Source organism: Dorea hominis, assembly GCF_014287705.1.
GTDB lineage: Bacteria > Bacillota > Clostridia > Lachnospirales > Lachnospiraceae > Dorea_D > Dorea_D hominis.
On sequence record NZ_JACOOY010000004.1, the window covers coordinates 220,250 to 245,937 of the forward strand.

General features: G+C 41.6%; 22 protein-coding genes. 6 read left to right on the forward strand and 16 right to left on the reverse strand.

Annotated features, from left to right (window positions below):
- The first annotated feature begins 65 nt into the window (after window positions 1-65).
- The 3 genes from H8S07_RS04710 to H8S07_RS04720 are packed head-to-tail and all read left to right on the forward strand — an operon-like array spanning window position 66 to window position 4,621.
- The gene (locus H8S07_RS04710; protein WP_186855544.1) at window positions 66-2,441 is read left to right on the forward strand and encodes an endonuclease MutS2; all 2,376 of its coding nucleotides are present in this window, start codon (window positions 66-68) and stop codon (window positions 2,439-2,441) included.
- A gap of 30 nt (window positions 2,442-2,471) precedes the next feature.
- The gene (locus H8S07_RS04715) at window positions 2,472-3,176 is read left to right on the forward strand and encodes a response regulator transcription factor (RefSeq protein ID WP_021860266.1); all 705 of its coding nucleotides are present in this window, start codon (window positions 2,472-2,474) and stop codon (window positions 3,174-3,176) included.
- 23 nt (window positions 3,177-3,199) lie between these two features.
- Window positions 3,200-4,621 (forward strand): HAMP domain-containing sensor histidine kinase, encoded by a 1,422-nt coding sequence (locus H8S07_RS04720; protein ID WP_118288675.1) that lies wholly within the window; start codon window positions 3,200-3,202, stop codon window positions 4,619-4,621.
- A gap of 81 nt (window positions 4,622-4,702) precedes the next feature.
- Here H8S07_RS04720 and H8S07_RS04725 read toward each other — a convergent pair whose 3' ends face one another.
- Window positions 4,703-5,479, reverse strand: coding sequence for an SDR family oxidoreductase (locus tag H8S07_RS04725; protein ID WP_021860268.1), 777 nt, complete (start codon window positions 5,477-5,479; stop codon window positions 4,703-4,705).
- Between the two features lie 342 nt (window positions 5,480-5,821).
- Here H8S07_RS04725 and H8S07_RS04730 point away from each other — a divergent pair, with 342 nt between their 5' ends.
- Entirely contained in the window at window positions 5,822-6,982 is a 1,161-nt protein-coding gene (locus H8S07_RS04730; protein WP_186855545.1) for an ROK family transcriptional regulator, read from the forward strand.
- A 534-nt stretch (window positions 6,983-7,516) separates the two neighbouring features.
- Here the strand turns inward: H8S07_RS04730 and H8S07_RS04735 are convergent.
- Window positions 7,517-7,681 (reverse strand): hypothetical protein, encoded by a 165-nt coding sequence (locus tag H8S07_RS04735; protein WP_021860271.1) that lies wholly within the window; start codon window positions 7,679-7,681, stop codon window positions 7,517-7,519.
- A gap of 13 nt (window positions 7,682-7,694) precedes the next feature.
- Window positions 7,695-8,549 (reverse strand): hypothetical protein, encoded by an 855-nt coding sequence (locus H8S07_RS04740; RefSeq protein WP_117538513.1) that lies wholly within the window; start codon window positions 8,547-8,549, stop codon window positions 7,695-7,697.
- Window positions 8,550-8,724: 175 nt separating this feature from the next.
- On the opposite strand from H8S07_RS04740, the gene H8S07_RS04745 reads away from it, so the two are divergent.
- Both H8S07_RS04745 and H8S07_RS04750 read left to right on the forward strand, forming a co-directional pair.
- Entirely contained in the window at window positions 8,725-9,120 is a 396-nt protein-coding gene (locus H8S07_RS04745; protein ID WP_242993006.1) for a BlaI/MecI/CopY family transcriptional regulator, read from the forward strand.
- A gap of 157 nt (window positions 9,121-9,277) precedes the next feature.
- On the forward strand, window positions 9,278-10,243 hold the full coding sequence (locus H8S07_RS04750) for a M56 family metallopeptidase (RefSeq protein ID WP_158549933.1): 966 nt from the start codon (window positions 9,278-9,280) through the stop codon (window positions 10,241-10,243).
- A gap of 332 nt (window positions 10,244-10,575) precedes the next feature.
- On the opposite strand, the gene H8S07_RS04755 is transcribed toward H8S07_RS04750, so the two are convergent.
- From H8S07_RS04755 to H8S07_RS04815, 13 genes are all read right to left on the reverse strand, one after another.
- The gene (locus tag H8S07_RS04755) at window positions 10,576-12,003 is read right to left on the reverse strand and encodes a rhodanese-like domain-containing protein (RefSeq protein ID WP_186855547.1); all 1,428 of its coding nucleotides are present in this window, start codon (window positions 12,001-12,003) and stop codon (window positions 10,576-10,578) included.
- Window positions 12,004-12,187: 184 nt separating this feature from the next.
- A complete protein-coding gene (locus H8S07_RS04760) occupies window positions 12,188-13,663 on the reverse strand; it encodes a hypothetical protein (protein ID WP_186855548.1) in 1,476 nt (491 codons plus the stop codon).
- Entirely contained in the window at window positions 13,660-14,151 is a 492-nt protein-coding gene (locus H8S07_RS04765; protein ID WP_186855549.1) for an RNA polymerase sigma factor, read from the reverse strand. Before H8S07_RS04765 ends, H8S07_RS04760 begins: the two co-directional genes overlap by 4 nt.
- Window positions 14,152-14,302: 151 nt before the next feature.
- Complete coding sequence (locus tag H8S07_RS04770) at window positions 14,303-14,743, reverse strand: RpiB/LacA/LacB family sugar-phosphate isomerase (RefSeq protein ID WP_021860281.1); 441 nt, start codon at window positions 14,741-14,743, stop codon at window positions 14,303-14,305.
- Between the two features lie 232 nt (window positions 14,744-14,975).
- Window positions 14,976-16,523 (reverse strand): sedoheptulokinase, encoded by a 1,548-nt coding sequence (locus H8S07_RS04775; RefSeq protein WP_186855550.1) that lies wholly within the window; start codon window positions 16,521-16,523, stop codon window positions 14,976-14,978.
- Window positions 16,524-16,671: 148 nt separating this feature from the next.
- A complete protein-coding gene (locus H8S07_RS04780) occupies window positions 16,672-17,721 on the reverse strand; it encodes a zinc-dependent alcohol dehydrogenase family protein (protein WP_117538504.1) in 1,050 nt (349 codons plus the stop codon).
- 51 nt (window positions 17,722-17,772) lie between these two features.
- Window positions 17,773-18,717 (reverse strand): transketolase family protein, encoded by a 945-nt coding sequence (locus tag H8S07_RS04785; RefSeq protein WP_117538503.1) that lies wholly within the window; start codon window positions 18,715-18,717, stop codon window positions 17,773-17,775.
- 2 nt (window positions 18,718-18,719) lie between these two features.
- Window positions 18,720-19,562: a transketolase gene (locus tag H8S07_RS04790; RefSeq protein WP_021860285.1), complete on the reverse strand. Its 843-nt coding sequence runs from the start codon at window positions 19,560-19,562 to the stop codon at window positions 18,720-18,722.
- Window positions 19,563-19,680: 118 nt separating this feature from the next.
- A complete protein-coding gene (locus tag H8S07_RS04795; RefSeq protein WP_021860286.1) occupies window positions 19,681-20,451 on the reverse strand; it encodes a GolD/DthD family dehydrogenase in 771 nt (256 codons plus the stop codon).
- Window positions 20,452-20,658: 207 nt separating this feature from the next.
- Window positions 20,659-21,699, reverse strand: coding sequence for an NAD(P)-dependent alcohol dehydrogenase (locus H8S07_RS04800; RefSeq protein WP_118661244.1), 1,041 nt, complete (start codon window positions 21,697-21,699; stop codon window positions 20,659-20,661).
- 174 nt (window positions 21,700-21,873) lie between these two features.
- Window positions 21,874-22,866, reverse strand: a complete 993-nt coding sequence (locus H8S07_RS04805) for a sugar ABC transporter substrate-binding protein (protein WP_117538500.1) — start codon at window positions 22,864-22,866, stop codon at window positions 21,874-21,876.
- A 58-nt stretch (window positions 22,867-22,924) separates the two neighbouring features.
- The gene (locus H8S07_RS04810) at window positions 22,925-23,926 is read right to left on the reverse strand and encodes an ABC transporter permease (protein WP_117538499.1); all 1,002 of its coding nucleotides are present in this window, start codon (window positions 23,924-23,926) and stop codon (window positions 22,925-22,927) included.
- A gap of 20 nt (window positions 23,927-23,946) precedes the next feature.
- Window positions 23,947-25,428: a sugar ABC transporter ATP-binding protein gene (locus H8S07_RS04815; RefSeq protein ID WP_330411938.1), complete on the reverse strand. Its 1,482-nt coding sequence runs from the start codon at window positions 25,426-25,428 to the stop codon at window positions 23,947-23,949.
- Window positions 25,429-25,688: the final 260 nt, after the last annotated feature.

Below are 25,688 nucleotides of genomic sequence, written 5' to 3' on the forward strand. Positions count from 1 at the left end.
AAATGTTCAATATTTATCCTTTTCTTTATCCTGCAAATAAGGTAGAATATATCCAGGTGAGAATTATGAATAAGAAAACATTAGCAAAACTGGAATATAACAAAATTATCGAACAATTAATAGAACATGCCTCTTCTTTCAGTGGAAAAGAACTGTGCAGAAGACTGAAACCGATGACAGACATTTCTGCCATCAGGAGCGCGCAGGATGAGACTGCGGCCGCTTTTACAAGGATCGTGAAGAAGGGACGCCCGTCTTTTAGCGGTTGCAATCCGGTCAACGATTCCATCCGCCGACTAGAGATCGGCGGCGTGCTCGGAAGCGGGGAACTTCTCCGCATCTGCAAATTATTAGAGACCGCCGGTCGTGCAAGAGCTTATGGCAGACATGACAATGCCGATGAGATGGAAGATTGTCTGGACGGCTATTTTGAACAGCTCAATCCGGTAACCATTCTGGTAAATGAGATCCGCCGCTGCGTTATCGACGAGGATGAAATCAGTGACGATGCCAGTCCGGGATTAAAACATGTCCGCCGGGCAATGAACCAAATCAATGACAAAGTACACGCCACTCTTTCCAATATGGTAAATGGATCTCTCCGCACTTATTTACAGGATCCGATCATTACGATGCGTGGCGACCGCTATTGCATCCCGGTCAAAGCCGAGTACCGCAGCCAGGTTTCCGGTATGATCCACGATCAGTCTGCAACCGGTTCTACACTTTTCATTGAACCGATGGCTGTCGTAAAACTGAATAACGATTTAAAAGAATTATATGGGCAGGAGCAGGAAGAAATTCAGAAGGTTCTGGCACGTCTGAGTGCCGACGCTGCCGAATATACAACGGAAATCCACACCTGTTATACAATCCTGCGTCAGCTTGATTTTATTTTCGCAAAGGGTGCACTTGCACTTGATATGAATGCGAGCCAGCCGATTTTTAACACGGAAGGAAGAATCCACATCCGGGAAGGAAGACATCCCCTTTTAGATAAGAAAAATGTCGTTCCGATCACGCTTACATTGGGGGATACATTTGATCTCCTCATTGTCACCGGACCGAATACCGGTGGTAAGACGGTTTCGCTTAAGACCGTTGGACTTTTTACTCTGATGGGGCAGGCGGGGCTTCACATTCCGGCACTGGACCGTTCCGAGCTTGCTGTATTTCATGATGTATATGCCGATATCGGAGACGAGCAGAGCATTGAGCAAAGCCTCAGTACATTCTCTTCTCATATGACGAATATCGTTTCCTTTTTAAAACAGGTAGACGAACACTCTCTCGTTCTTTTTGATGAGCTGGGTGCCGGAACCGATCCGACCGAAGGTGCAGCACTTGCGACTTCTATTTTGAATCATCTTCACAGCCGCGGCATCCGCACGATGGCAACAACGCATTACAGCGAACTGAAAGTCTATGCACTGTCTACGCCGGGCGTGGAAAATGCGTCCTGTGAGTTCGACGTTGAGACGCTCCGCCCGACCTACAGGCTTCTGATCGGCATTCCTGGAAAGAGTAACGCTTTTGCTATCGCTTCCAGACTGGGGATTCCGGATTACATCATCGAAGATGCGAAGACACATCTGACCGAACAGGATGAATCTTTCGAGGACATTCTGACAAATCTGGAGACGAGCCGTAAGACATTGGACAAAGAGCGTGAGACGATCGCTGCTTACAAGCGTGAGATCGAACGTCTGAAAATGGAAACCTCCCAGAAGCAGGAGAAGTTAGAAGCCCAGCGAGACCGTATTTTACGTGAGGCAAATGAAAAAGCACATGCTATTCTGGAAGATGCCAAAGAGACTGCCGATGAGACAATGCGAAATTTCCACAAATTCGGCAAGGCGAATATTTCTGCCGCCGAGATGGAGAAAGAACGTGAACGTCTCCGCAAGAAGATGGCGAAAACCCGTTCCGGCATGACACCAGAACCAGCGAAACCGAAGAAACAATACAAACCGTCAGATTTCAAACTTGGCGAATCGGTTAAGGTTCTGAGCATGAATCTTACCGGTTCGGTTGTATCTCTTCCGGATGCAAAGGGCAATCTGGATGTACAGATGGGAATTTTACGCTCCAAAGTAAACATTTCCGATTTGGAGATCATCGATGAGAAGCCGAACTATCTTCAAAAGACAGCGAAGCGTACCGGCAAAGGCAAGATCAAGATGAACAAATCACTTACCGTTGCTACTGAGATCAATTTACTCGGTAAGACAGTCGATGAAGCGGTCGCTGAACTGGACAAATATCTGGATGACGCGAGCCTTGCACATTTAAGCTCTGTCCGCATTGTCCACGGAAAAGGAACCGGTGCACTGCGTCAGGGCATCCACAAATACCTGAAGCGCCAAAAACATGTAAAATCCTTCCGGCTCGGTGCTTTCGGAGAAGGTGACGCCGGAGTTACAATCGCAGAACTCAGATAGAACACTGCGAACGAAGGGAGACTATTTTATATGGTAAATAAACAGAAAATTTTAATCGTAGACGATGATGAAAATATCGCCGAACTGATTTCCTTATATTTAACAAAAGAATGTTTTGACACGATGATGGTCCATGACGGTGAAGAAGCACTTGTCGCATTTGACACTTACCAGCCGAATCTGATGCTTCTGGATCTCATGCTTCCGGGCATTGACGGCTATCAGGTCTGCCGTGAGATCCGCGCAAGATCGAACACACCGATCATTATGCTGTCTGCCAAAGGTGAGGTTTTTGACAAAGTACTTGGGCTGGAAATGGGCGCTGATGATTATATTATGAAACCATTTGATTCCAAAGAAATGGTTGCCCGTGTAAAAGCTGTTCTCCGTCGCTACCAACCGGGGCAGAAGATGGAATCTCCGGTGGAAGACAAAAGTAAGCGTGTCGAATATCCGGGCATTTCCATTAACCTTACCAACTATTCGGTTATTGTGGATGGTCAGACTGTCGATATGCCGCCAAAGGAACTGGAACTTCTCTATTTCCTTGCTGCTTCTCCGAATCAGGTGTTCACAAGAGAGCAGCTTCTGGATCAGATCTGGGGATATGAATACATTGGCGATACCCGTACAGTAGACGTACATATCAAACGTCTCCGCGAGAAGATCAAAGATCATGCTACATGGGGACTTGCTACCGTCTGGGGTATTGGTTACAAATTTGAAGTAAAATAAGAAATAAACCACAGAGGCACTACATGAAAAGTACATTATATTTGAAATTTGTTATTGTATATATCATTTTCGGTTTCCTGAGCCTTTTTACGATCGCAACGCTCGGCTCTGGCTTAGTCAGTGATCCGCTGACAGCCAGCACCGGTTCTTCCGTTCATCAGGAAGCGAATATCATTGCAACGAATTACCTGCCGCAATATTTTTATGGAAATATTACGCTCAACGATGTTCATCTGCAACTGTCCGGTATCGAATCGCATCTGAATGCTGCATGCTGGTTTGTTGACCGCAACGGCAAAGTGCTGACCTCGGCATCCTCCGGTGATTTTCCTTCCGCTCCGACCAGAATTGCGAACTTTGATCCGGCAGAAATTGGCAATAACCAATATGAGGTCAGTGATTACCACGGTTACTTTAATGAAGATGTACTCACGGTCATTGCACCGGTGAACAGTAACTATACTTCTCAGGGATATTTGATCATCCACAAAGACTTGAGCAGTGTTTCCGAGACACAGCATTATCTTCTGAATGCAGCTTATACGTGCTTTCTCGTCATCTACATTCTGTCCTTTATGATTCTGCTGGCGTTCCAGTTTTTCGTTTACCGGCCGCTCAGCAAGATCACGGAAGCCGCCAAGCAGTATGCTTCCGGCAATCTGGATTACGAGATACCTGTCAACACCGAAGACGAGATGGGATACCTTTCCGCATCCCTCAACTATATGTCTTCCCAACTCCGTGATATGGAAGACTACCAGAAGAAATTTGTTGCAAATGTCTCCCATGATTTCCGTTCTCCGCTGACCTCCATCAAAGGCTATGTGGAAGCGATGGCAGATGGTACGATCCCGCCGGAATTACAGGGAAAATATCTGAAAATCATTTTATTTGAGACAGAGCGTCTGACGGATTTGACACACGATCTTCTGACATTGAATGAATTTGATACGGAACATCTTCTGTTAGATAAAGTGTCATTCGATATTCATGAGATAATCAAAAACGTAGCCGCATCCTTTGAAGGGCGCTGCACCCAGAAAAAGATTTCGATTGAACTTCTTTTTGCAACCAAACATCTCTATATCTTTGCCGACAAGAGGAAGATCCAACAGGTTCTTTATAATCTGATCGATAATGCGATCAAATTCAGTGATCAGGATTCTTCCATTACGATCGAGACAACCGAGCGTGGCGATAAAGTTTACACGTCTGTCAAGGATTACGGTATCGGTATTCCGCGAAATGCACTGAATAAGATCTGGGAACGTTTTTACAAAACGGATCTTTCCCGTGGCAAAGATAAGAAAGGAACCGGACTCGGTCTTGCCATCGTCAAAGAAGCCATACAGGCTCATGGAGAAAATATCAACGTTATCAGCACAGAAGGTGTCGGAACAGAATTTATCTTCTCCCTGCCGAAATCATCTGAAACGAGCAAATAGGCAGAGAAACTGACTTATAAAAACAAGTCAATTTCTCTGCTATTTGTGCCACTCATATCTGTATTCTCCTATATTCTATGTTTAGAAACATGTAAATGCTCCGTCGATCACGAAATCAGATCCGGTTGTAAATGTGCTTGTATCGCCTGCCAGATATACACAGATGGATTCTAATTCTTCCGGTTTTCCCATTCTTCCAAGCGGTGCCATCTCGTTCCATTTCTCGATCAGCGGAATCAGTGTCGGAGAGTTCAGTGTCAGTTCTGTGCCGATATATCCAGGGCTGATACAGTTCACACGCACACCACGTTTAGCCCACTCGATCGCGAGAGATTTTGTTAACTGGATCACACCTGCTTTAGATGCATTGTATGCACACTGTGGCTGTGGGACATTAACAATATGTGCAGACATGGATGCAGTATTGATGATAGATCCGCCGCCGTGAGCCAGCATATATTTTCCTGCTGCGATATCTGTTAAGAAAATACCGTTCAGGTTGATGTTAATAACCTTTGACCACTGCTCATAAGTCATCTCTTCTGCCGGAGCGTTGATGCAAATACCTGCGTTGTTATGACAGAAATCCAGTCCGCCAAGTTCCTTTACAACTGTCTCTACCATCTCGTCAACCTGCTCTTTGTTCGTGCAGTCTGTCTGGATCGCAATGACTTTTCTACCTGTCTTCTCAGCCAGTTCTGCCGCTGTCTTCTTTGCTTCCTCGATATCAAGGTCAACGATTGCCACATCAGCTCCTGCCTCTGCAAATGCAGTTGCGGTACATTTACCAATTCCTCTTGCTGCTCCTGTTACAAAACCTTTCTTTCCATCCAGTCTCATTTTCTCAATAATTCCCATGATGATTCCTCCTAATTTATAGTGTGTTTTTACGTTTTGAATCATTTTATAATTTTATTTTATAAAATCATTTTATATAATGTATTTATAGAATAGCCTATTTAAAGAAAATATACAATACTGTAAACTTCACAATCTTTTACCCTCGAATTTGTGAAACACTTACAATCTCAATCTGTCTCTGGACGATTGTACTTTTATTATGTATACTTATCTTATATCTTTTTATTAATTGATTTTGTAAAATAGCTGCGTAGCTGCGAAAGAACACATTTATGTGTATTTTGCGAATTGCTGGGGTAAAAGGTTTTAAACAGTTGCAGATGAATAGGGGACTAGATTATGGATTTTTTCACACTTACAGATATAAAATTAAAGAATTTGTCGGACGTGTACTCATTTATTTACCAGCATCCGTCCTGCCCGAAGCAGATGATCGCAAATGAGCTTGGCATCAGCCTGCCAACGGTATCACAGCATCTGAATACACTTCTGGATGCTTCTCTTATTAAGACATGCGGAAGGCTGGATTCCACGGTCGGACGCCGTGCGGTTGCCTATCAGGTAGAAGCGCTTGCGCGTATTGCGATCGGGATCGAACTGCTGCCGCACCGGGCGACGATTGTTGCACTTAATTTATATGGAAAGGTGATTGCACGCGAGAAGATTTCTCTGGATTTTGCACCGACAGATGATTATTTCATTTCTCTGAAGGATACCGTGCGGAACTTTATGAATACCAATCACTACAAAGAAGACACGGTGCTTGGCATTGGGCTTGGTGTACAGGGACTGATTTCCCCGGACGGGAAAAGCTTTACTTACGGCGAAATTTTGAACAGTACCGGGTTACGTCTGGATACTTTTGCAAATGCATTCCGTTTCCCATGTAAGCTGATCCATGATGCGGAATGTGCCTGCTACAGCGAGCTGTGGGAGCAGCGCGACCTGAGCGATGCCATCTACATTTCTCTTGGGCAGCATCTGGGCGGCGCCGTGCTGATTGACGGAAAACTGCAGGTTGGCGCCACAGGAAAAAGTGGTACTTTCGAGCATATGACACTCGTTCCGGATGGACTTACCTGTTACTGTGGCAAGAAAGGCTGCGCCGAATGTTACTGTTCCGGACATGCTCTGTTAGGCTCCGATGCCGACGACATTCACCAGGAACTGGATAACTTTTTTGAGAAAAAAGCAGCCGGGGATACCGACTGCCTGACTCGTCTGGATCATTATCTCTCCGACGTTGCCGTGCTGATCAACAACCTGCATATGGTACTGGAAACGCCGGTGATTCTGGGCGGACACATTGCATCTTATTTCACCGATGAAGACCTTGACCTGATCCGCAAAAAGGTAGCCGCACGCTCCACATTTGACAGCAATGTTACTTACATTCTCTCCGGCAAATGCAAAAAAGACGCCGTCGCAATCGGCGCTGCTGTTCCATATATTCAGAGTTTCACCGAGCAGTTTGTCGCTCATTTGAGGCAGGATATTTAAGTGGACTCCCGATAGACGGTTAGTCCGCATACTTATGATTACAAAAGTAACCGCTTAGTTTGTCAGACTGGGGCGGTTATTTTTGTGGTTTATGATTATCCTTGCCGAATGTGTATCCAGCACAAAAGCAGGTGATGCCAAAGCTCACAACTGCAACTATTTTATATGATTAACTATATACAGCAAAAACGGCGTTAAATATCCAAGAAGCATGAAAGCTCCCCCTCCTATGAAGAATCCGATTCCTCCTGTTATAAGTGCTATACAAAAAAGTATTAATCCCGGTTTTAACATATACACGTACCTCCGATTCTTCTTCATACCTTAGTTTCCCCAGCGCATACTCCGCTTATAACCTCTACATATATAGTAACCACAAAACTTCCCATTTTGTGACATAAAATGGGAAGTTTTGTGATTTTTGTGCATTTTATATAATTATGGAAATGTGCTGTTTCTTGCCAGGTTAATCCCAGCAAGGATCAAAAGCACTGCTAACGTGATAACCAATTAAATTATAAATATAGCACATTTTTATTTCAGATGATTTCCCAAATACACAATTGACGGTGCCAAGAAACCAATAATTGCGCCTCCCATCAATGCTGCATCTGTTAATTCTCCACCCGGGAGTCCTACTACAAGCATTCCAATACCAGCAGTAAAAATCGATACCACTAGCAATAACCATCCTTTCATTTTCTTCACCTCTTTATTTTTGAACTACCTTTTTATATGCTTCATCTCCACTTCTGCATACCAATTTCGGAGCAAAACTAATTGACGCACCTCCTCCGAACGATACTGACGGAGTTGGCGCAGCTGATACAACTATATGACCATAATTTGACGCAATACCTACCTGTGTTACCTTTTTTCCAATACTCCATGATGTTGTAATGCTGCCAGCCATAGCTACATTTTTATATCTTTTTTTATCTGTATCCCAGTTTTTTCCCATTGTAATTCGTGTAAATACACCTCTTCCAGCATCTTTAGTTTTTACAATTGCATTCTGAGAAGTTACCCCCTGGTCTTTATGTCCGTATTTATAATATTTAACCGTAGCACTTGAAGAATCCTTTGTAAAATTTTCACTGGTTGTCGTAGCCGCAATATCTGTTACTAATGCCGCTGGTTCCTTGCTCCATGACCATGTCATTTTTGTTTTTAAATCCGTTTGATCTTTTTTAGGTGTAAATTTTAAACAGCTTATCGTATACGTCACTTTTCCATAGTGTTCTTTTCCTTTCAATGGTTTTTTCAGTGCTATAATATCCGCTTCTGTAAACCCATTATTTTTCAATTCAACATTTGATGCTTTTTGAGCCGCTTTAAGCATATCGTATTCTGATACTTCTCTTGTATATGTATTTGCAGCAGCTTTAGCCGCGCTAAATACAATATCTTCATCAGATTCATTGTCACATATTTCGTTATCGTTTTCAAGCACTTCTTGATTATCTGATTCCTGTGCATATACCGTTGTGGAATTTACAGATGCTCCAAACACTAATGCCCCTGTCAATACGCCAATTAATGCTAACGATACAATTCTTTTCTTCATAACATTTTCTCCTTTTGTCTTTATTTTTCGGATTCGTTTTTGTTTTGTTTACAGTATCATTATTTTTTTTAATTTGTCAATAAATTATTATTTTATATTTTTATTACTTTTTACCTATAGACTTAATTTCTCTTTTGCGTTATAGTATGAACAGGCAACAACTTAGGAGGACGACATGATGAAAAAATTTAAAAAGCAAAAGCTTACTAAAAAGCAACTGGAAATCATGAAGATCTTATGGAACAGTCCAACCCCTATGATTGCCTCTGATATTGAAAAGAGTAATCCTTCTTTGAACATCAATACCATACAGGCTTGTCTGCGGGCACTGATGAAAGCAGAATATATCAAAGTCGCAGATATTGTATATAGCGGAACCGTATTGACACGAAGCTATACACCATGTGTTTCAAAAGAAGAATATTTCAATGAATCATTCAGAGACATTGTTGGATCTTCCCCCTTCGCTCTCTTCGCTTCATTGATAGACGCGGAGACGGACGCCGAAGAATTAGAGCAATTAGAACAGTTAATTGCTAAGAAAAAAGAAGAACTGAAAAAGGAGCAATAAGCAATTTATGGAACTTTCTCTCGGACCATTTCTTACTTGTCTGACGACAAGTATGATTTTAACCGTGTATTTTTATTATGTTTTATATAGGAAAAAGACATTTTTTGCACAGGGAAAACGCTTTGTATTTATTGGAATCATATTGATTCTTCTGCGCATGGCAGTTCCCTTGAATTTTCCTTTTACTTACACACTTCGATCAGAACATATTTTGCCAACGTTAATCGGATTTCTATATGATACCACACCATTTCATGGATGGAGTATTTTAGATATCCTATATCGCATTGTTTTTATTGGTGCTGTTATTCAATTAATCCGGCTATTGATCAGCAAGATAAGATTGAATAACTATATAAAGGGATTTGAAGTAAAAGACACTGCCGAGTATCATCACTTATATGAACTGGCATCGCACTATACAACTGACAATATCCGCATTGCCGTGCTGCCGGATACTATTTCTCCGGCTATTACCGGACTTTGCACACCAACATTACTATTACCGGATATTTCTTTTACCGACACAGAACTGGAATATGTTTTCAAACACGAACTCATGCATTATAAAAAACATGATCTATGGATCACGTTACTGGTAGATGTCGTCTGCTGTATTCACTGGTGGAATCCATTGATCTATCTTCTAAAAAAAGAGTATACACTCTTTATGGAAGTTTCCAACGATCAGGCAATCCTGCAGAACAGCAGCCGAAAAGAACATATCCAATATGCCAATTTAATTGTGTCCACTGCAAAGACTGTACATTACAGGCAATGTGCACACCATGCATTATCCATGAACTTTGTTGGAAAGAGTCCATCTAATTTGCGAACACGAATCAAATTTATCACAACAGATTTTACTGATGAAAAACGAAAAAATATATCCCGAATTTTTCAGTCAGCATTTATCACTATATTGTTGATATTTTCTTTTGTATTCGTGACAGAGTTAGTTTTCCCAGATCCCGAAGGCGTTATGGCTATCACTTCAGAAAATGCTTACTTCATCCATCCCAAACATTCTTCAAATTATGATTTATATGTAGATGGAAAATATTTAACAACTTTAGATCATATCCCTGAGGAAATGACCGATTTTCAGATAAAGGAGCAATAAATATATGAAAAAAAGAGTCAAATTAATTCCAGTTTATCTATTAGTATTTAGCTTATTTGCACCATGTACTACGCAGGCTTCCACAAATATTACTCATTCCACTTATACGGCAACGCCTCAGAAAATCTCTATCTCTCCAAGACGTGGTGATGTTATCGAGTGGAGATATAAAACAGTAAATGGTGTTCTGTACAAGCGGAAATACAATAAAACGACTCATAAATGGATTGGCAAGTGGGTTAAGGCTTAGTAACTTCAATTCATCCTATTTTCAAAGACAGCTCCCCGATACACTACTGTACCGGGGAGCTGTTTAAAATTGCTTATTCATTTTATTTACTCATACCGCCGTCAAGTACTACGATCTGATTAGTTGCTACTCCGTAACCAAGCATTTTCTGATATGCTTCTGCTACGTCTTCGCCTTGTCCATCTCCGACAAGTACGAATACAGAGGTCTTTCCGGCTTTCTGCACTTCTTCTTTCAATGCACTTCCGTCATTTTCTTTTACAGATGCTGACACAGCTCCGTCGATATGACCTGCATCGTAATCTGCTTTTACACGAACATCCAGTACGTTACAGATCTTGATCTCTCCTGTCATTGCTGTTGTAAGTTGACTCTTTGTCATAGTCTGCACTGCTTCTCCTGTTTTCAATGTTCCCATTCCGATAAGATACTGTGGCGCTTCATATGGATTCTTTGCCATGGATGACCATTCCGGATCCATAGACCACTGTCCGCTTTCCAAGATATAGATGTCATCATTGTTGATTCCCATCAGACTTCTTGCGACTTTTACTCCAATTTGTGCAATTTCGCCACCATAATAGCAGATAAATACATGTTTTTTACCGTTTTCATTGGACAAGCCCACTTTCTTCAGATTCTCTACACATTGATCAGCTGCAAGGTAATCGTATTCATCAGACATCATCGGGGCACCAAGTGCGCTGATCACATGTGCTTTTGTATAAGAACCCATGTCCAGTCCGCTCTTATCTATGTTCTGGCGCACGTCGATCAATTCGTATTCGCTGTTACCGGATGCCAGTGACGTAAGTACATCTTTCGCTGTAACATACTGATATGCGCTGGATTTTACAGTAACCTGACACTCTTTTTTCTGGTCTTCTCCAGATACACTGATCACTGCTTTTCCTTCTCCTACCGGTGTGATCACACCATTTTCTACAGTTGCAACTGCTTCATCGGAAGACTCCCATGTCAGCTTGTCTGTATCGATTCCACTTGCTGTTACTGTCGCTGTATAGCCATCTTTTACATACAATGTCACTTCAGATTTATCAATTTTTAATTCCGGTTTCTCGTCAATCGGCGGTTTCGGCTCATCCGGTTTTGATGGCTTCTTCACCAGTTTCTTTGTCTTAAATGTCTTTGCCTTACTATATTTGCTGTACTTCTTGCCATTCAGACTGCGTACTTTTACAGAATACTTTGTATTTCCTTTCAGATTCTTTAATGTGACCGCTGTCTTTTTGGTTGTCACTTTCTTCCAGCTCTTTTTGCTCTTTGCTTTGTAAGCAACGCGGTATTTCTTCGCATTTTTTGCTTTCTTCCATTTTACTTTCACGGTTGCTGTCTTCGTGTTGCTGGTGCTCTTGTAGACTTTCACTGTCTTAGCCTTTACTGCTGCCGGTTTCTTCGCTGCTGCCTCACTGACATTTGGCAATAACATAGACAATGCTACTGCTATCATCAGTCCAAACATCAGCACTCGTTTTGCTTGATTTTTCAATACTTTTTCCTTCCTTTCCTTCTGGTTATAATGTTATTTTGCGCCAATAGTTCTTAGCTCCATTCTACAGAAGGTGTGGTTGGAAAACAAATTCGAAATTAATATAAGTATTATAGATAATTTGAATATAAATCACCTTATTAAGAATGGGCATCACACTTTTTGTGCGACAACCCCATCCGTCTTATTTCAGATTTTGCGGATCTCGTCCAAACGCTTTATAATATACAAATTTCTGCTGATTTTGTTTCACATATTCTTTTAACGTTTCAACTACACCGCTCTCGACATCCATGTCCAATGTCTTTTGAACTGCCACATCATCTTTTCCATATATTTGTTCCAAGTCTTTCCGGTAATAGCCTCCACCTCTTGGACAGATAATTTTCTCCACTTTATAGCCATCTTTTGTTTCTTTTAGATATGCAACCGCTCTGTTTCCATCCGCATCTGACTCGTATAATGTCTTACCTGAAGTCACAAAGCCATACCAGTAAAATGTACCAATTATTTTAACCGTATCACCCTGCTTCTTTATACCTGTAATTTGAATAATCGGAAGCACCAATTCATATTGCTTTTCAGGCAATGTAGACTCTATATTCTTTCCATGATATACACTTCCTGCATATACTTTTGGATTTTCATAAAAGCAATTAATTAATGCCTGTTTCACTGAATTTTTATCCGCTGCATAATATTTTGGATAGTTTTTCTCTTCTGCATCCGGTTCCGTAGCAAAAACAGAAAGTTTATCTTTTGTTATCTTTTTTGTGTTCTGGTTTTGTCGATATATATACATCTGATACTTTGATGTACCGGCATTCTTTTTCAATACCAGGCAAGAGTTCTGTATTCCCCCATTTTTTACTTTCGTTCTCAAACATTTTTCACTGTAAATCTTTCCTTCAAATATTTTTTCTGCATTTGAAAATTGCTCCCAGGTTGTTTTATATCTTTGTGATTTCTTTCTTTGTTTTTCCAGATTTTTTGTGACTTTTTTTGTCTCGACCGGCGACAGCGAAGAAATTTCCTTCTTCTTTAAATTTCTCTTACACATACCAAGATCATAGCGATAATATTTTCCATATGGTTTCCCTTCTTGGCAATTGTAAATATACAAATTATCTCCATCAACAATAAATCTTGTCTTTAATGTCTCTGTACCGAAGAAATTACTTTGAATTTTATCAAGATCTATCGTCCCTTCTACCTGTCCTCTCTCCTGATCATAAATAACGACGCCAAATGTCCCTGCAAAAATAATTCTTTCTTCCGTATCTTCCAGAAGTTCCGGTGCGTAAGCAGTATCTACTTTCACATGATAGTCCGTCATCTTCTGCACTACATGCTGACTGTCTTTATCCACTTTCCAGAAATTTGCAAGAACCTCCATCATTTTTCCACCATTCATCCTGTCAATGGCTCCTAAAATTCCGACTGCAAGCACCAAAAATGCTGCCGCTTTTAGAAAAAACTTCCTGTAATATCCTTTTTTCTTTGTTCTTTTCCTATTTTCCGATTTTATCATCCGTCCCACTATTGGTTCATCTATCTGTTTTTCTATTTTATTCCATATATCTTCCTGCACCTGCGCTGAAGGCTCTAACAGCAAAAATGCTTTTTTTATCTGATTCTTATTCACCTGCCCATGCTTCATATTTCTTCCTCCTTTCTCGTTTCTAACATCATTTTTAACTGTTTTCTTGCTGCTGATAATCTGGATTGTATCGTGCTTTCTTTTATTCCGGTCATAGCACTGATTTCCTTTACTGAATATTCTTCATAGTAATAAAAATACAATACTTCCCTATACTTTTCCGGAAGCTTTTGAACCTTTTCCAACAAGCAATATTCTTCTTTTTGTTCCTGTGGAATTTGTTGCAAATCCGGCTCGCGATCTGCTCTTCTTTTAAACCAACCACTCTTTAATATATCCAGGCATGTATGTTTTGTTGTACGAAGAAGCCACGCACGAATGTGTACTTCATTTGCAAATACCGGCTCCTTCTCCCACATTTTCAAAAATATATCCTGAACCGCATCCCCTGCATCACTCTCATTTTTCAGGTACAACATACACAACCGATATACCATGCCATTATATTCTTCATACATACGATAGAATTTGTCTTTCGTCCATTCCAATATCTTTCCACCTCCTTTTTGTTTTCACTTTATATACGAATGAGAGGGACGGAATATCCAAAAATTATATAGTTTTGGCTTCTCATATATAAAAGAAGCTGTAAAAAAACCGCCTATGGTTTTCCATAAGCGGTGTCTGTCCTATTTTTTATTATCTCTCGTTATCGTATTTAACGAATGCGTCTACCTTCGGCTGTGATGAGCATCCCGGTACGAATTCGTTGCCAAGGAATGCATCTACAAGAAGTTCTCTTACTTTATTTCCTGTTGTAAAAGCTCCCATACAAGCGATATTAGCATCGTTGCTCAGTCTTGCTCTCTGTGCTGAATATACATCAGAGATCAGTGCTGCATATGCACCTTTAACTTTATTTGCTGCGATAGATACTCCAATACCTGTTCCGCAGATCAGAATACCACGATCATATTCTTTTGCTGCAACTGCTTCTGCAACTTTGACTGCTGTATGTGCGTAAATCGGGTCTTCGCTTCCGAAGTCTGTAACTTCTCCGTATCCTTTAGATTCGATATACTTGATAACTTCCTCTTTTGCTGCCTGTGCGTTTGGATCGCATCCGATTGCAATTTTCATGGTTCATTCCTCCTATATAATACGTAAATTTCTTATAAAATTATTCTAGCATTATCGATTGTTTTTGTCTACTTTCGTTTACTTTCGTTTCGAAATTCTTTCCATTTTCAGCAATCTTTACCAAATATTTTTACAAATCTATTAAAAAGAGCCCTCTTAACATCATTTCCTCCTACGTATTGCTAAGAGTCTTTTATATATCCACTCATCAAATACAATCTTCTGCAGCTTTCTACGCTTCATACCGTACCAGCCTCTGCACATCTTCCAGAGTTTCACGCTCGCCGCTTGCAAGCAGGGAAAATAACACTGCTCCATATGCCGCTTCTTCTGCGTATTTCGGGATACGAAGTTTCATCCGGAAACGATCGCTTGCAATCTTCTGCAACAGTGGGTTTTTGCGAATTCCATTTCCGCTTCCAACAAAGTGACTGCCATCTTTCAGCTTCTCCGGCAACACATTATAAAACTGATACAGCTCTTCGCACAGTCCTCGAAGTACACCGTACGCCAGATCTCCCGGATGGAAGGTATCTACTGTCAGCCCGGTAATACTTCCTGTCAGCGCCGGATTCTCACGACTTCCATTGAATCTTGTGTCGACCGCCAATGTTTTCTCTTTTTCTGCAGCTTCTCCTGCGATCCGGTTCATGATACTGTAAATATCTTTCGGGCAGCCTACGCCTGCCAGTGCATAGATTTCCTCAAAAAATCGTTTCACAAGATTGTAGGAATATCCACCACACAAAGAAGAGCCTGCCATCAGATAGGAACCTTTCAAATATGGGCGGCACTCGATTCCATCTGCTTTTATCAGCTCTTCGCTGTAAACAGATACCTGTCCGCCGGTTCCTACATTTAACAATACTTTGCATTCCTGATTGACAGAACCTAAGAAACTTGCCTGGTTATCTCCAAATGCAACTGCGACCGGGATTGTTTTCCCCGCATATGCCGGATATTTCTCCACATCTGCCGTATAATTTCCGCATGTCGTGCTTATTGTTGCTACTTCCGGCAGTAATTCCGGGTTCATACCGGCTTTTTCTGCTGCCGTACGGTCAAAATCTCCGGCTTTCATATTGTAAAGTCCGAGACTTGCCGCCATTGTCTGATGCATCTTCGGTCTCTTCTCACCTGCCAGAGACATTGCAACATAATCCGGGATCGTGCAAAATGACTTTGCTTCTTCCGGGACAAGTCCATGTTTTGTATTGTAATAATTGGTTGTCAGTCCGAATCCGGATGCCATGTGATAGCCGGTTATTTTAGATAACTCAGCGGCATATGTCATACAAACATTTCCTGATTCGCCAGTCTCTGCGTTGTCTGCCACTTTGTTTCCGCTATCTATATTTCCAGAATCACCCATCTCTGAATTGTCTGCCACTTTGCTTTCAGTATCTGTATTTCCCATGCCCTCAGAATCCACTACTGGTTGTTTCTTCTGGATATCAGCACATACTAAATCTCCTCTGCCATCCTGCCATGTATACAGCGGACTGACTGCCACGCCATTTTCATCTACATAGACAATTCCGTGCATCTGTCCGGTTACGCCAATGCTCACAATATCTTCCTGTTCGGAAAGATACTCTTCTAATATATTTTTGCATTTCACAAGAATTTTATCTGCATCCTGTGTGCGTTCGTATGTATGTACACTCTCTATCACAGAGTCATTGGTAAGCGTCTTCGCATCCAAAAGTTCTCCTGTCTTCGCGTCTACAAGCACTCCACATACGGTTGTTGTTCCGATATCTAATCCTATTGCTTTCATCTTCCTGCCTTCCCTTTTCCCAAACCGATCTGACGATTATCTTCTGAATTTTTTATATAGCATGCGCCCCGATAGTAACCTGTCGGAGCGCATATGAAAATCTTATATTCAATCTGTAAATTCTACACTAACTGTTTATTTTCCGTTATTATTCTTCGTAGTTTGGATGAAGGATGACTTTCAGTGTGCCCGGACCTCCCTTGGCAGCCAGCGCAATTCCTTTATCGTAATCATCCAGTGGCATTTCATGTGTAACAAGTTCTTTTACCTGTACTTTTCCAGCCTCAAGATATTCCAGTGCACGTCCGAAGCAGTGTGTCTGTGCCCATGTCGGGATCAGCTGGATCTCGTGGAGATACCAGTACTCTGGATCAATTGCCCATTTTGCACCTGCGTGCGGCATTGCAAACATCATGAATTTTGCACCCATTTTTCCGAATTTGATCATGCTTTCCATTACATCTACATTTGCAGTTGTATCAACAAGGATATCAAATCCTTCCGGAGCGATTTCTCTTAATTTAGCTTCGTGTTTGCTTGGATCGTTACGATCCATAAGAATTGTCTCTTTACATCCGTATTTCTTCAGGATATCCAGTTTGTCCTGGCTTGGTCCGCATACTACAACACGATTTGCGTTAGAGTGCATCAGCAGCTGTGTCATGATGATTCCTGTCGGTCCGCATCCATATACAAGAACGTCATCACCGAATTTCACCTGGATACGGTCCATGGAATGTACCGCACATGCAGTCGGTTCTGCGAAAATTGCCTCGTTGAAAGACAAGTTATCGCTGATCGGGAATACTTTATCTGCATTCACTGCTACATACTCAGCGAATCCTCCAGGGCCGTTGCATCCCAGTGAGTAGAAATTTTTGCAGTATAATGGCTCGTCTTTTCTGCAGTAGTAGCAGTCTCCACACAGTACTGTGTTATCTGCTGTTACTCTGTCTCCAACTTTAAATGTGTCTACATGCTCACCGACTTTGTATACATATCCGGCAAATTCATGTCCGTTTAACAGTGGGAACTCTGCAAGGAATCCACCTGCTGCAAGTGCTACGTCTGCGCCTTTACAAATACCGCAAGACATAACTTTGATCAGTACCTGATGTGGTCCGATCTCCGGTACCGGAACCTGTTTTACTTCGCAATGACCTGGTTTGTCATATACGTTTGCTTTCATCATGTCCATAGTAATTTCTCCTTTGCTGTCGCCTTTGTCGATTGAATTATTGTTTGTAGTTTATTTTTTTAAGGCGATTGCCTGTTTTGCTTTTTCTACAATCTTCTCCGGTGTTAAACCATATTTTACCATCAGTGCTTCTGCTGTTCCGGAATGTCCGAATACATCTTCTACACCATGTTTCACAACCGGTACCGGGCAGCTTTCTGTAACGACTTCTGCTACTGCTGCGCCAAGTCCGCCGATAACATTGTGCTCTTCTGTTGTTACAATTGCACCCGTCTCTTTGGCTGCTTTGATGATAATGTCTTTGTCAATCGGTTTGATCGTATGCAGGTCGATCACACGGGCTTTGATTCCTTCTGCTGCGAGAAGATCTGCTGCTTTTAATGCTTCCTGAACCATCAGTCCTGTTGCGATGATTGTTACATCATCTCCATCCTTTAACTGTGCACCCTTGCCAAGTTCAAATTTATATCCCGGGATGGAGTCAGTTATATTTTCAACTCCGGAACGTCCCAGTCGCAGGTAGCACGGTCCGTCATAATCGATCATTGCTTTTACAACTTCTCTTGTCTCATTTGCATCACATGGGCAGATAACTGTCATTCCCGGGATGGTGCGCATCAGACTTAAGTCTTCGATACACTGATGAGTTGCTCCATCTTCTCCTACAGAAAGTCCTGCATGTGTTCCGACAACTTTTACATTAAGTCCCGGATATGCAATGGAGTTTCTTACCTGATCGTAAATTCTTCCTGCTGCAAACATTGCAAATGTATGGATAAATGCTGTCTTTCCGCAGGATGCTGCTCCTGCTGCCATACCTGCCATGTTACACTCTGCGATACCTGCGTTGAAGAATCTCTCCGGATACTTCTGTGCAAAATAGCAGGACATTGTACAAATTGTAAGATCCGCATCAAATACCATGATGTTCTCATCTGCTCCGAATTCACACAGAGCTCTTCCATAGGCTTCTCTTGTTGCTATTACTTCTCCCATAATTACACCTCCAATGATGCAGCCTGTGCATCTAATTCTTTGAATGCCTGTTCAAACTGTTCCGGTGTCGGTGTGCTTCCATGGAATTTTACATTGTTTTCCATGAAGGAAACACCTTTTCCTTTTACAGTCTTTGCTACGATAACCGTCGGAGCACCTTTTGTCTCTTTTGCTTTGTCAATTGCATCTGCAATCTGTGCATAATCGTGTCCGTCGATTGTAAGTACATTCCACTTGAAGGCTTTGAATTTATCTTCAATCGGATATGGTGACATTACTTCTTCAATGGTTCCGTCAATCTGCAGATTGTTGTTATCTACGAATACGGTCAGGTTGTCCAGTCCGTAATTTCCGGCTGCCATAGCTGCCTCCCAGATCTGTCCTTCCTGAATCTCGCCATCTCCTAATGCTGCATATACACGATAATCTTTCTTATCCACTTTTCCGCACAGAGCCATTCCGATTGCTGCGGATAAGCCCTGTCCAAGGGAACCTGCTGACATATCTACACCAGGTACCTTTGTCATCTCTACGTGTCCGGAGAGATAACTGTCTACATTTCTGAATGTTTTCAGATCTTCTACCGGGAAGAATCCACGAAGTGCCAATGTCGCGTACATAGTCGGTGTACAATGACCTTTTGACAGTACAAATCTGTCTCTGTCGGGATCTTTAGGCTGCTCCGGGTTGATGTTCATTTTTTCCCAATATAAAACTGTCAAAATATCTGCCACTGAAAAGGATCCACCTACGTGTCCTGAATGAGCGGCTTCGATTGCTTCTAATGCTGTTCTGCGGACTTTTACTGCCTTCGCAGCCAGCTCCTGCACTCTTTTTTCTTCCATTGTTTTAGACCTCCGTCATTGTTTTCTTAGCTTTTTTAGCTATATCGCCATGCAGCGGGGCTAACGACTGCACGGCGAAAGCATCATTGAAATAAAATATTTGAGTAATTACTCTTGTTTAGCAGATGGTAAATCCACCATCGATCACAAGATTTGCTCCGTTTACGAGGCTGGATGCGTCACTTGCAAGGAATACTGCGCATGCTGCCACTTCTTCCGGATAACCAAATCTATGTGCCGGAATTTTCTTTTTAAATTCTACTCCACGTTCATTATTCCAGTTTTCTTCTCCCATCGGAGTCAGGATAATTGTTGGAGAGATTGCATTTACATTAATGTTGTACTGTGCCAGTTCCATAGCGAACTGTTTTGTAGCATAGATTACAGCAGCTTTACAACATCCGTAGGTCAGATGTCCGTCAAGTGCAACAACTCCTGCCTGGGAACCCATGTTGATGATCTTTCCGCCGCCCTGTTCTTTCATAACTTTTGCAGCAGCACGTCCAAATCTTACTGTTCCTGTCAGGTTGATGCTAAGTGTCTTATCCCAGAGATCTTCCTCATGATCCAGAACGCTCTGTACAACACCGATTCCTGCGCAGTTTACAAGAATATCCAGTCTTCCGAATGTCTCAACTGTCTTTGCCACGCAGTCATCAATATCTGCAGTTTTTGTAATGTTTCCAACATATGCGAGATAGCCTACGCCCTGCTCCTTCATGTAATCGTCAAGGTCATCTGCCTTGTTCATGTCAAAGCTTACTACGTTAGCGCCTTTTCTTGCATACATTTTTGCAATCTCATATCCGATACCACTAGCTGCACCAGTTACAATTGCTGTCTTGCCTTCCAGACTGAAATCTTCATTAAAATTTCTATAGTCTACCATCATAAACCTCCATTTTGCTGTATTCATCTGTTTTTTATAATACCCACGGATTGCTACGTGCGTTGCACTCCCGCAATCCTACCCACTATTCGCATATCGTGGGATTAATATCCCACTTTTATGCTCATATTGGGACAGGTCCCAAGGTCTGTCCGCCACATATGATCTAGCTCACGTGGCGACCGACCTTTTTACCTTGGTATTATATTATTTGATCTTAATTACAGCTTTTACTACATCGTCTTTGTTATTGATTGCACAGTCAAATGCTTCCTGAATGTTATCGAAATCAAATTCATGTGTAACGATTCCGGATACATCGATCAGGCCATCAGAGATAGCTGCGATTGCCTGTGGATAGATGTTTCTGTAACGGAATACAGATTTGATTTCCGGCTCTTTGTCCATGATCTGAGCAAAGTTAAATTCAACCGTTTCCTGAGCAGAAATACCAACTAATACGATTGTTCCGCCTCTCTTAACCATGAATGGAGTCTCTTTGATTGTAAATGGAGATCCTGCTGTTTCCATAACTTTGTCAACACCGGCTCCGTTTGTGATCTTCTTAACTTCTTCGATAGCATCTACTTCTTTTCCGTTGATCACACGTGTAGCTCCTAATTTCATAGCATAGTCCAGACGTTTTGGAATTACGTCAACAACTGTGATATCTGTAGCACCGTGTGCTTTACAAGCAAGTAATGTTACAAGTCCGATACAACCTGCTCCAAGAATTACTACAGAGTCTCCAAGCTGTACATTTCCCTGGTTAGCTGCGTGCATACCTACTGATAATGGCTCAACAAGTGCACCTTCTTTTGTGCTGATGTTGTCCGGAAGTTTGAAGCACATGTTCTCCGGGAATGCGATGTAGTTCTCATAGCATCCCTGTACCGGTGGTGTTGCAAGGAACTGTACATCCGGGCAAAGGTTGTAACGTCCTGATTTACAGAATTCACACTGTCCGCATGTGATTCCCGGCTCCAGAGCTACTCTGTCTCCGACTTTCAGGTTCTCTACACCTTCTCCAAGTTCTACAACTGTTCCGGCACACTCATGTCCAAGCATGAAGTCTCCATCTACTACATAGCTTCCGCATCTTCCATCGTGGAAATAATGTACATCAGAACCACAGATTCCTACATATTCCAGTTCAACCAGAACCTCTTTCTCTTTCGGTTCCGGCATTGGAATATCACGGATTTCCATTTTATCAAGGTCTGTCATAAATGCTCCTCTGTTTTTCATTTCACGTATCTCCTTTCAATCTGTTAAAATTTTCTCGAACTATTTTTTGAAAATAATAACTGGCAAGCCGATATTTGACCTGCCAGTTATGTCTACTCTTACAATATACTTTTTCTCACTGACATTGATTAAGTCATTAATCTAATTCTGTGATTAATTTTTCATACGTTCAAATTATTCTTTAATCTGTCCGTTGTCTTTGTACATCTGGATGTATTCGTCAACATTGTCAGATGTGATAAGTGGTGCAGGAACGTTGTCGTTGATGTCAGTAACTTTCTTCTTACCTGTTAATACATCATGCATAGCTTCTGTATTCATCTTAGCAAGGTCGATAGCTGACTGAAGTCCTGTAGATGTCATCTTACCTTCTTTGATAAGTAAGCAAGCCTCTGCAGTTCCGTCTACACCATATGCCTGCATGTTTTTGTATTTAGCGTTATCTTTAACTGCTTCGATTGCTCCAGCTGCCATGTTGTCGTTCATAGAGATAACAGCGTCAATCTTTCCATAAGCCTGTACCCAGTCTTCCATGAGCTGCATAGCTTCGTCTTTGTTCCAGTTAGCGATATCTTCTGCTAAGATCTTAACATCAGATCTCTTGTCGAAGAATTCTTTCTTCCATGCTTCTCTTCTCTTTGTGCTGTGGAAGTTTCCTGCAGGTCCCTGAAGAACTACAACTTTAGCGTTTTTCGGGATCTTCTTAAGAGCCAGTTCACAGTTTACTTTTGCCTGCTCGTATGGATCAGCATCTACAGATCCTGTTCCTTCACACTCAACACGTGGGTTTGTTGTGATACATGGGATGTCAGCTTCTACGATCTGCTGAATGTATGGGAGCTGAGCTTCTCCGTTGTTAGCCTGAACAATAATTCCGTCATATCCGTTTGCGATACAGTTCTCAATGATAGAGTTCTCTTTCTCGTCGTTAGCTTCTCCATCGAATACCTCTAATGACATGTCCCCTGTTTTCTTGAATGCTGCTCTCATCTCGTCAGCTAACCAAGCTGCGAAAGAGTCTTCCTGAGCTCTTGCGATATAAGCTACTTTGTAGCCGTCTTTTTTGTCACTCTTAGAGTCTTTTTTGCTGTCGGATGAGCTGCATCCTACTGCCATTGTAGATACCATTGCTGCGCAAAGGATAGCGCTGATTACTTTCTTTTTCATAGATTGAAATCCTCCTTATTTGGTTTATATTGTAAAAGTTCTGCAACTTGTGCATTCATTATTTGGCTGCTGCTTTTTCTTTCTTGTCATCATTGTCATCTGCTGCAAGGATAACTTTCTGTGTCTTCTTATTCTTAGATCTGATATCTGCAACTACGGCGAGTGCGATGATGATACCTTTAACGATCTGCTGTACATAAGAGTCTACACCCATCAGGTTCATGATGTTGTTCAGGAAACCGATGATAAATCCACCGGCAAGAGTTCCCATTGTTGTACCAACACCACCTGAGAAACTAGTACCACCGACGATAGTAGCTGTCAAACCTTCCATCTCATATCCTACAGCTCCGTTCGGAAGACCTGCATTTACACGAGACATAAAGAGCACACCTGCGATACCTGCAAAGATACCATTGATGATGTAGATGATGTATTTGTTCCTCTTAACATTGATACCAGATGCGATTGCTGCTCCTTCATTACCACCGATAGCGTAAAGAGAACGACCGAATCTTGTATGTGTCATAATATACCATGTAATAATTGTAATAATGATCATGAATACTACAGGCATCGGAATCGGTCCTAAGTTACCCTGTCCAAATACTGTGTAATCTTTTAACTGAAGTAAGTTCTGTCCGTTTGTGAAACGAAGTGCCGCACCTCTGGCTGACATCTGCATAGCCAGTGTAGCAATGAATGCCGGTACATCAAAGTGTGTAACCAGGATTGCGTTGATGAAGTTACATGCAACACCAACTGCGATTGCTACAAGGAAACCAACTAACAGTGATCCGGTTGACTGGTATGCTGCGATTGAAAGCACACCAGCGAGTGCCAGTACAGAACCAACAGACAAGTCGATCAGTCCTGCGATTACCAGTAACATTTCACCGTATGCCAGGATTGTTCCAACTGAAAGCTGGCGGGCAACGTTGATTAAGTTACGTGCAGATAAAAAGTTGTCATTTACGATCGCACAGATGATGAACATTGCCACCAGGATGATATAGATCGAAAACTTGTGTATAAAATCTCTCGCTTTTGAATTTTTCATTTTCTCAATCCCTCCGCTAATTACATTGCATATCTCATGATTGTCTCTTGTGAGAACTCATCCTTGCTCAGACAACCAGTGATTCTACCTTTGTTCATTATGTAAATTCTGTCGCACATTCCGATCAGCTCCGGCAGTTCAGAGGAAACCATAATAACTGTCTTTCCTTCTTTAACCAGGTCTGTCATCAGTCTGTAGATCTCGAATTTAGCTCCGACGTCGATACCTCTGGTAGGCTCATCCAGAATCAATACATCCGGATCTCTTAACATCCATTTAGCCAGAAGTACTTTCTGCTGGTTACCACCACTCAGTCCCTGAATTGCAGTTTCAAGAGATGGTGTTTTAACATGCATCTTTTCAAAATATTTGCTTACCAGTTCTTTTTCTACCTTCGGATGCCATCTTCCGCCATAGATAATCTTGTCCAGACTGGAAATGCTTGCATTTTCCATAACGCTTCGGATCGGGATGATACCATAACGTCTTCTGTCTTCGGAAAGCATTACGACTTTCTGTGCGATACTGTCGCTTACCTTCTTAATAGTAACTTCTTTGCCGTGAACTTTGATCTTTCCTTCATCATAAGGATCCAGTCCGAAGATTGCTCTCATTGTTTCGGTACGTCCTGCACCCATCAGTCCGGCAAATCCTACGATCTCACCTTTGTTAGCTTTAAAGTTAATATCTTTAAATACACCTTTGCTTCCAAGTCCTTCTATTTCAAGGATCGGCTCACCAATTTCAACTTCTTCTTTCGGATAAACATTGTCCATCTTACGTCCAACCATCAGTGCAATGACTTTGTCAAGATCGATCTCTGATGCCGGATGTGTTTCAACTGTCTTACCGTCTCGAAGAACTGTGATGTCATCCGCAATACGGAATACTTCTTCCATCTTATGAGAAATGTAAATAATACTTACGCCTTTCTTTTTCAGCTCTGCGATCTTGCCGAACAACACCTCAACCTCACGGTTTGTGATTGCTGATGTAGGCTCATCCATGATTACGATCTGAGCGTTGTTGGAAATTGCTTTGATGATCTCAAGCATCTGAATGTCAGATACTGTTAATGTTTTTAATTTCTGATCCGGTTTATATGGAAGATTCTCCTGTCTCAGAAATTCAATCGTCTCTCTACGAACTCTCTTCCAATCAACATTGCCAAATTTAGTCACCGGAAGGCGTCCTAAGAACAAGTTCTCTTCGATTGACATTTCCGGTACATAGTTCAGTTCCTGTGCGATCATTGCGATACCATAATCTCTCGCCTGAATCGGATCTTTAATTGTTACCGGTTTCTCATCAAGAAAGATCTGTCCGGAATCTGCTTTGTAAATTCCGTTAATGATTTTCATCAATGTTGACTTACCGGCACCGTTCTCTCCACAAAGAGCGTGAACCGTTCCTTTTCTAACGGCGAAATTAACATTGTCCAGAGCTTTAACACCCGGAAACGACTTGTTAATTCCACTGACACGCATTTTGATGTTCTCCACTTTCCATTCCCTCCCTTAAATATTTCGCTCTTGCATGTTGTTTTGATGTTACTTTTGTGTTTGTTTGTGACCGTTTATGATTGTATATGTTTTGGATTATACATTTTTCATAATTCTGTCCACCTTTATATCAATTTATTTATGCAATACGCTTTCTATGTACTCAATACTACTACCTATCGCGTTGTATGTCAAGTCAATTTTTATCTTTCGGCATGTTATTTTTTGTCTTTTTTGTTAATTTTGTTGTAAATTTATGA

Bases quoted from the DNA above. Each gene is read 5' to 3' on its own strand.
- H8S07_RS04710 (WP_186855544.1), top strand. From the start codon at position 66: ATGAATAAGAAAACATTAGCAAAACTGGAATATAACAAAATTATCGAA.
- H8S07_RS04715 (WP_021860266.1), top strand. From the start codon at position 2,472: ATGGTAAATAAACAGAAAATTTTAATCGTAGACGATGATGAAAATATC.
- H8S07_RS04720 (WP_118288675.1), top strand. From the start codon at position 3,200: ATGAAAAGTACATTATATTTGAAATTTGTTATTGTATATATCATTTTC.
- H8S07_RS04725 (WP_021860268.1), bottom strand. From the start codon at position 5,479: ATGGGAATTATTGAGAAAATGAGACTGGATGGAAAGAAAGGTTTTGTA.
- H8S07_RS04730 (WP_186855545.1), top strand. From the start codon at position 5,822: ATGGATTTTTTCACACTTACAGATATAAAATTAAAGAATTTGTCGGAC.
- H8S07_RS04735 (WP_021860271.1), bottom strand. From the start codon at position 7,681: ATGAAAGGATGGTTATTGCTAGTGGTATCGATTTTTACTGCTGGTATT.
- H8S07_RS04740 (WP_117538513.1), bottom strand. From the start codon at position 8,549: ATGAAGAAAAGAATTGTATCGTTAGCATTAATTGGCGTATTGACAGGG.
- H8S07_RS04745 (WP_242993006.1), top strand. From the start codon at position 8,725: ATGATGAAAAAATTTAAAAAGCAAAAGCTTACTAAAAAGCAACTGGAA.
- H8S07_RS04750 (WP_158549933.1), top strand. From the start codon at position 9,278: ATGGCAGTTCCCTTGAATTTTCCTTTTACTTACACACTTCGATCAGAA.
- H8S07_RS04760 (WP_186855548.1), bottom strand. From the start codon at position 13,663: ATGAAGCATGGGCAGGTGAATAAGAATCAGATAAAAAAAGCATTTTTG.
- H8S07_RS04770 (WP_021860281.1), bottom strand. From the start codon at position 14,743: ATGAAAATTGCAATCGGATGCGATCCAAACGCACAGGCAGCAAAAGAG.
- H8S07_RS04775 (WP_186855550.1), bottom strand. From the start codon at position 16,523: ATGAAAGCAATAGGATTAGATATCGGAACAACAACCGTATGTGGAGTG.
- H8S07_RS04780 (WP_117538504.1), bottom strand. From the start codon at position 17,721: ATGGACATGATGAAAGCAAACGTATATGACAAACCAGGTCATTGCGAA.
- H8S07_RS04785 (WP_117538503.1), bottom strand. From the start codon at position 18,717: ATGGGAGAAGTAATAGCAACAAGAGAAGCCTATGGAAGAGCTCTGTGT.
- H8S07_RS04790 (WP_021860285.1), bottom strand. From the start codon at position 19,562: ATGGAAGAAAAAAGAGTGCAGGAGCTGGCTGCGAAGGCAGTAAAAGTC.
- H8S07_RS04795 (WP_021860286.1), bottom strand. From the start codon at position 20,451: ATGGTAGACTATAGAAATTTTAATGAAGATTTCAGTCTGGAAGGCAAG.
- H8S07_RS04800 (WP_118661244.1), bottom strand. From the start codon at position 21,699: ATGAAAAACAGAGGAGCATTTATGACAGACCTTGATAAAATGGAAATC.
- H8S07_RS04805 (WP_117538500.1), bottom strand. From the start codon at position 22,866: ATGAAAAAGAAAGTAATCAGCGCTATCCTTTGCGCAGCAATGGTATCT.
- H8S07_RS04810 (WP_117538499.1), bottom strand. From the start codon at position 23,926: ATGAAAAATTCAAAAGCGAGAGATTTTATACACAAGTTTTCGATCTAT.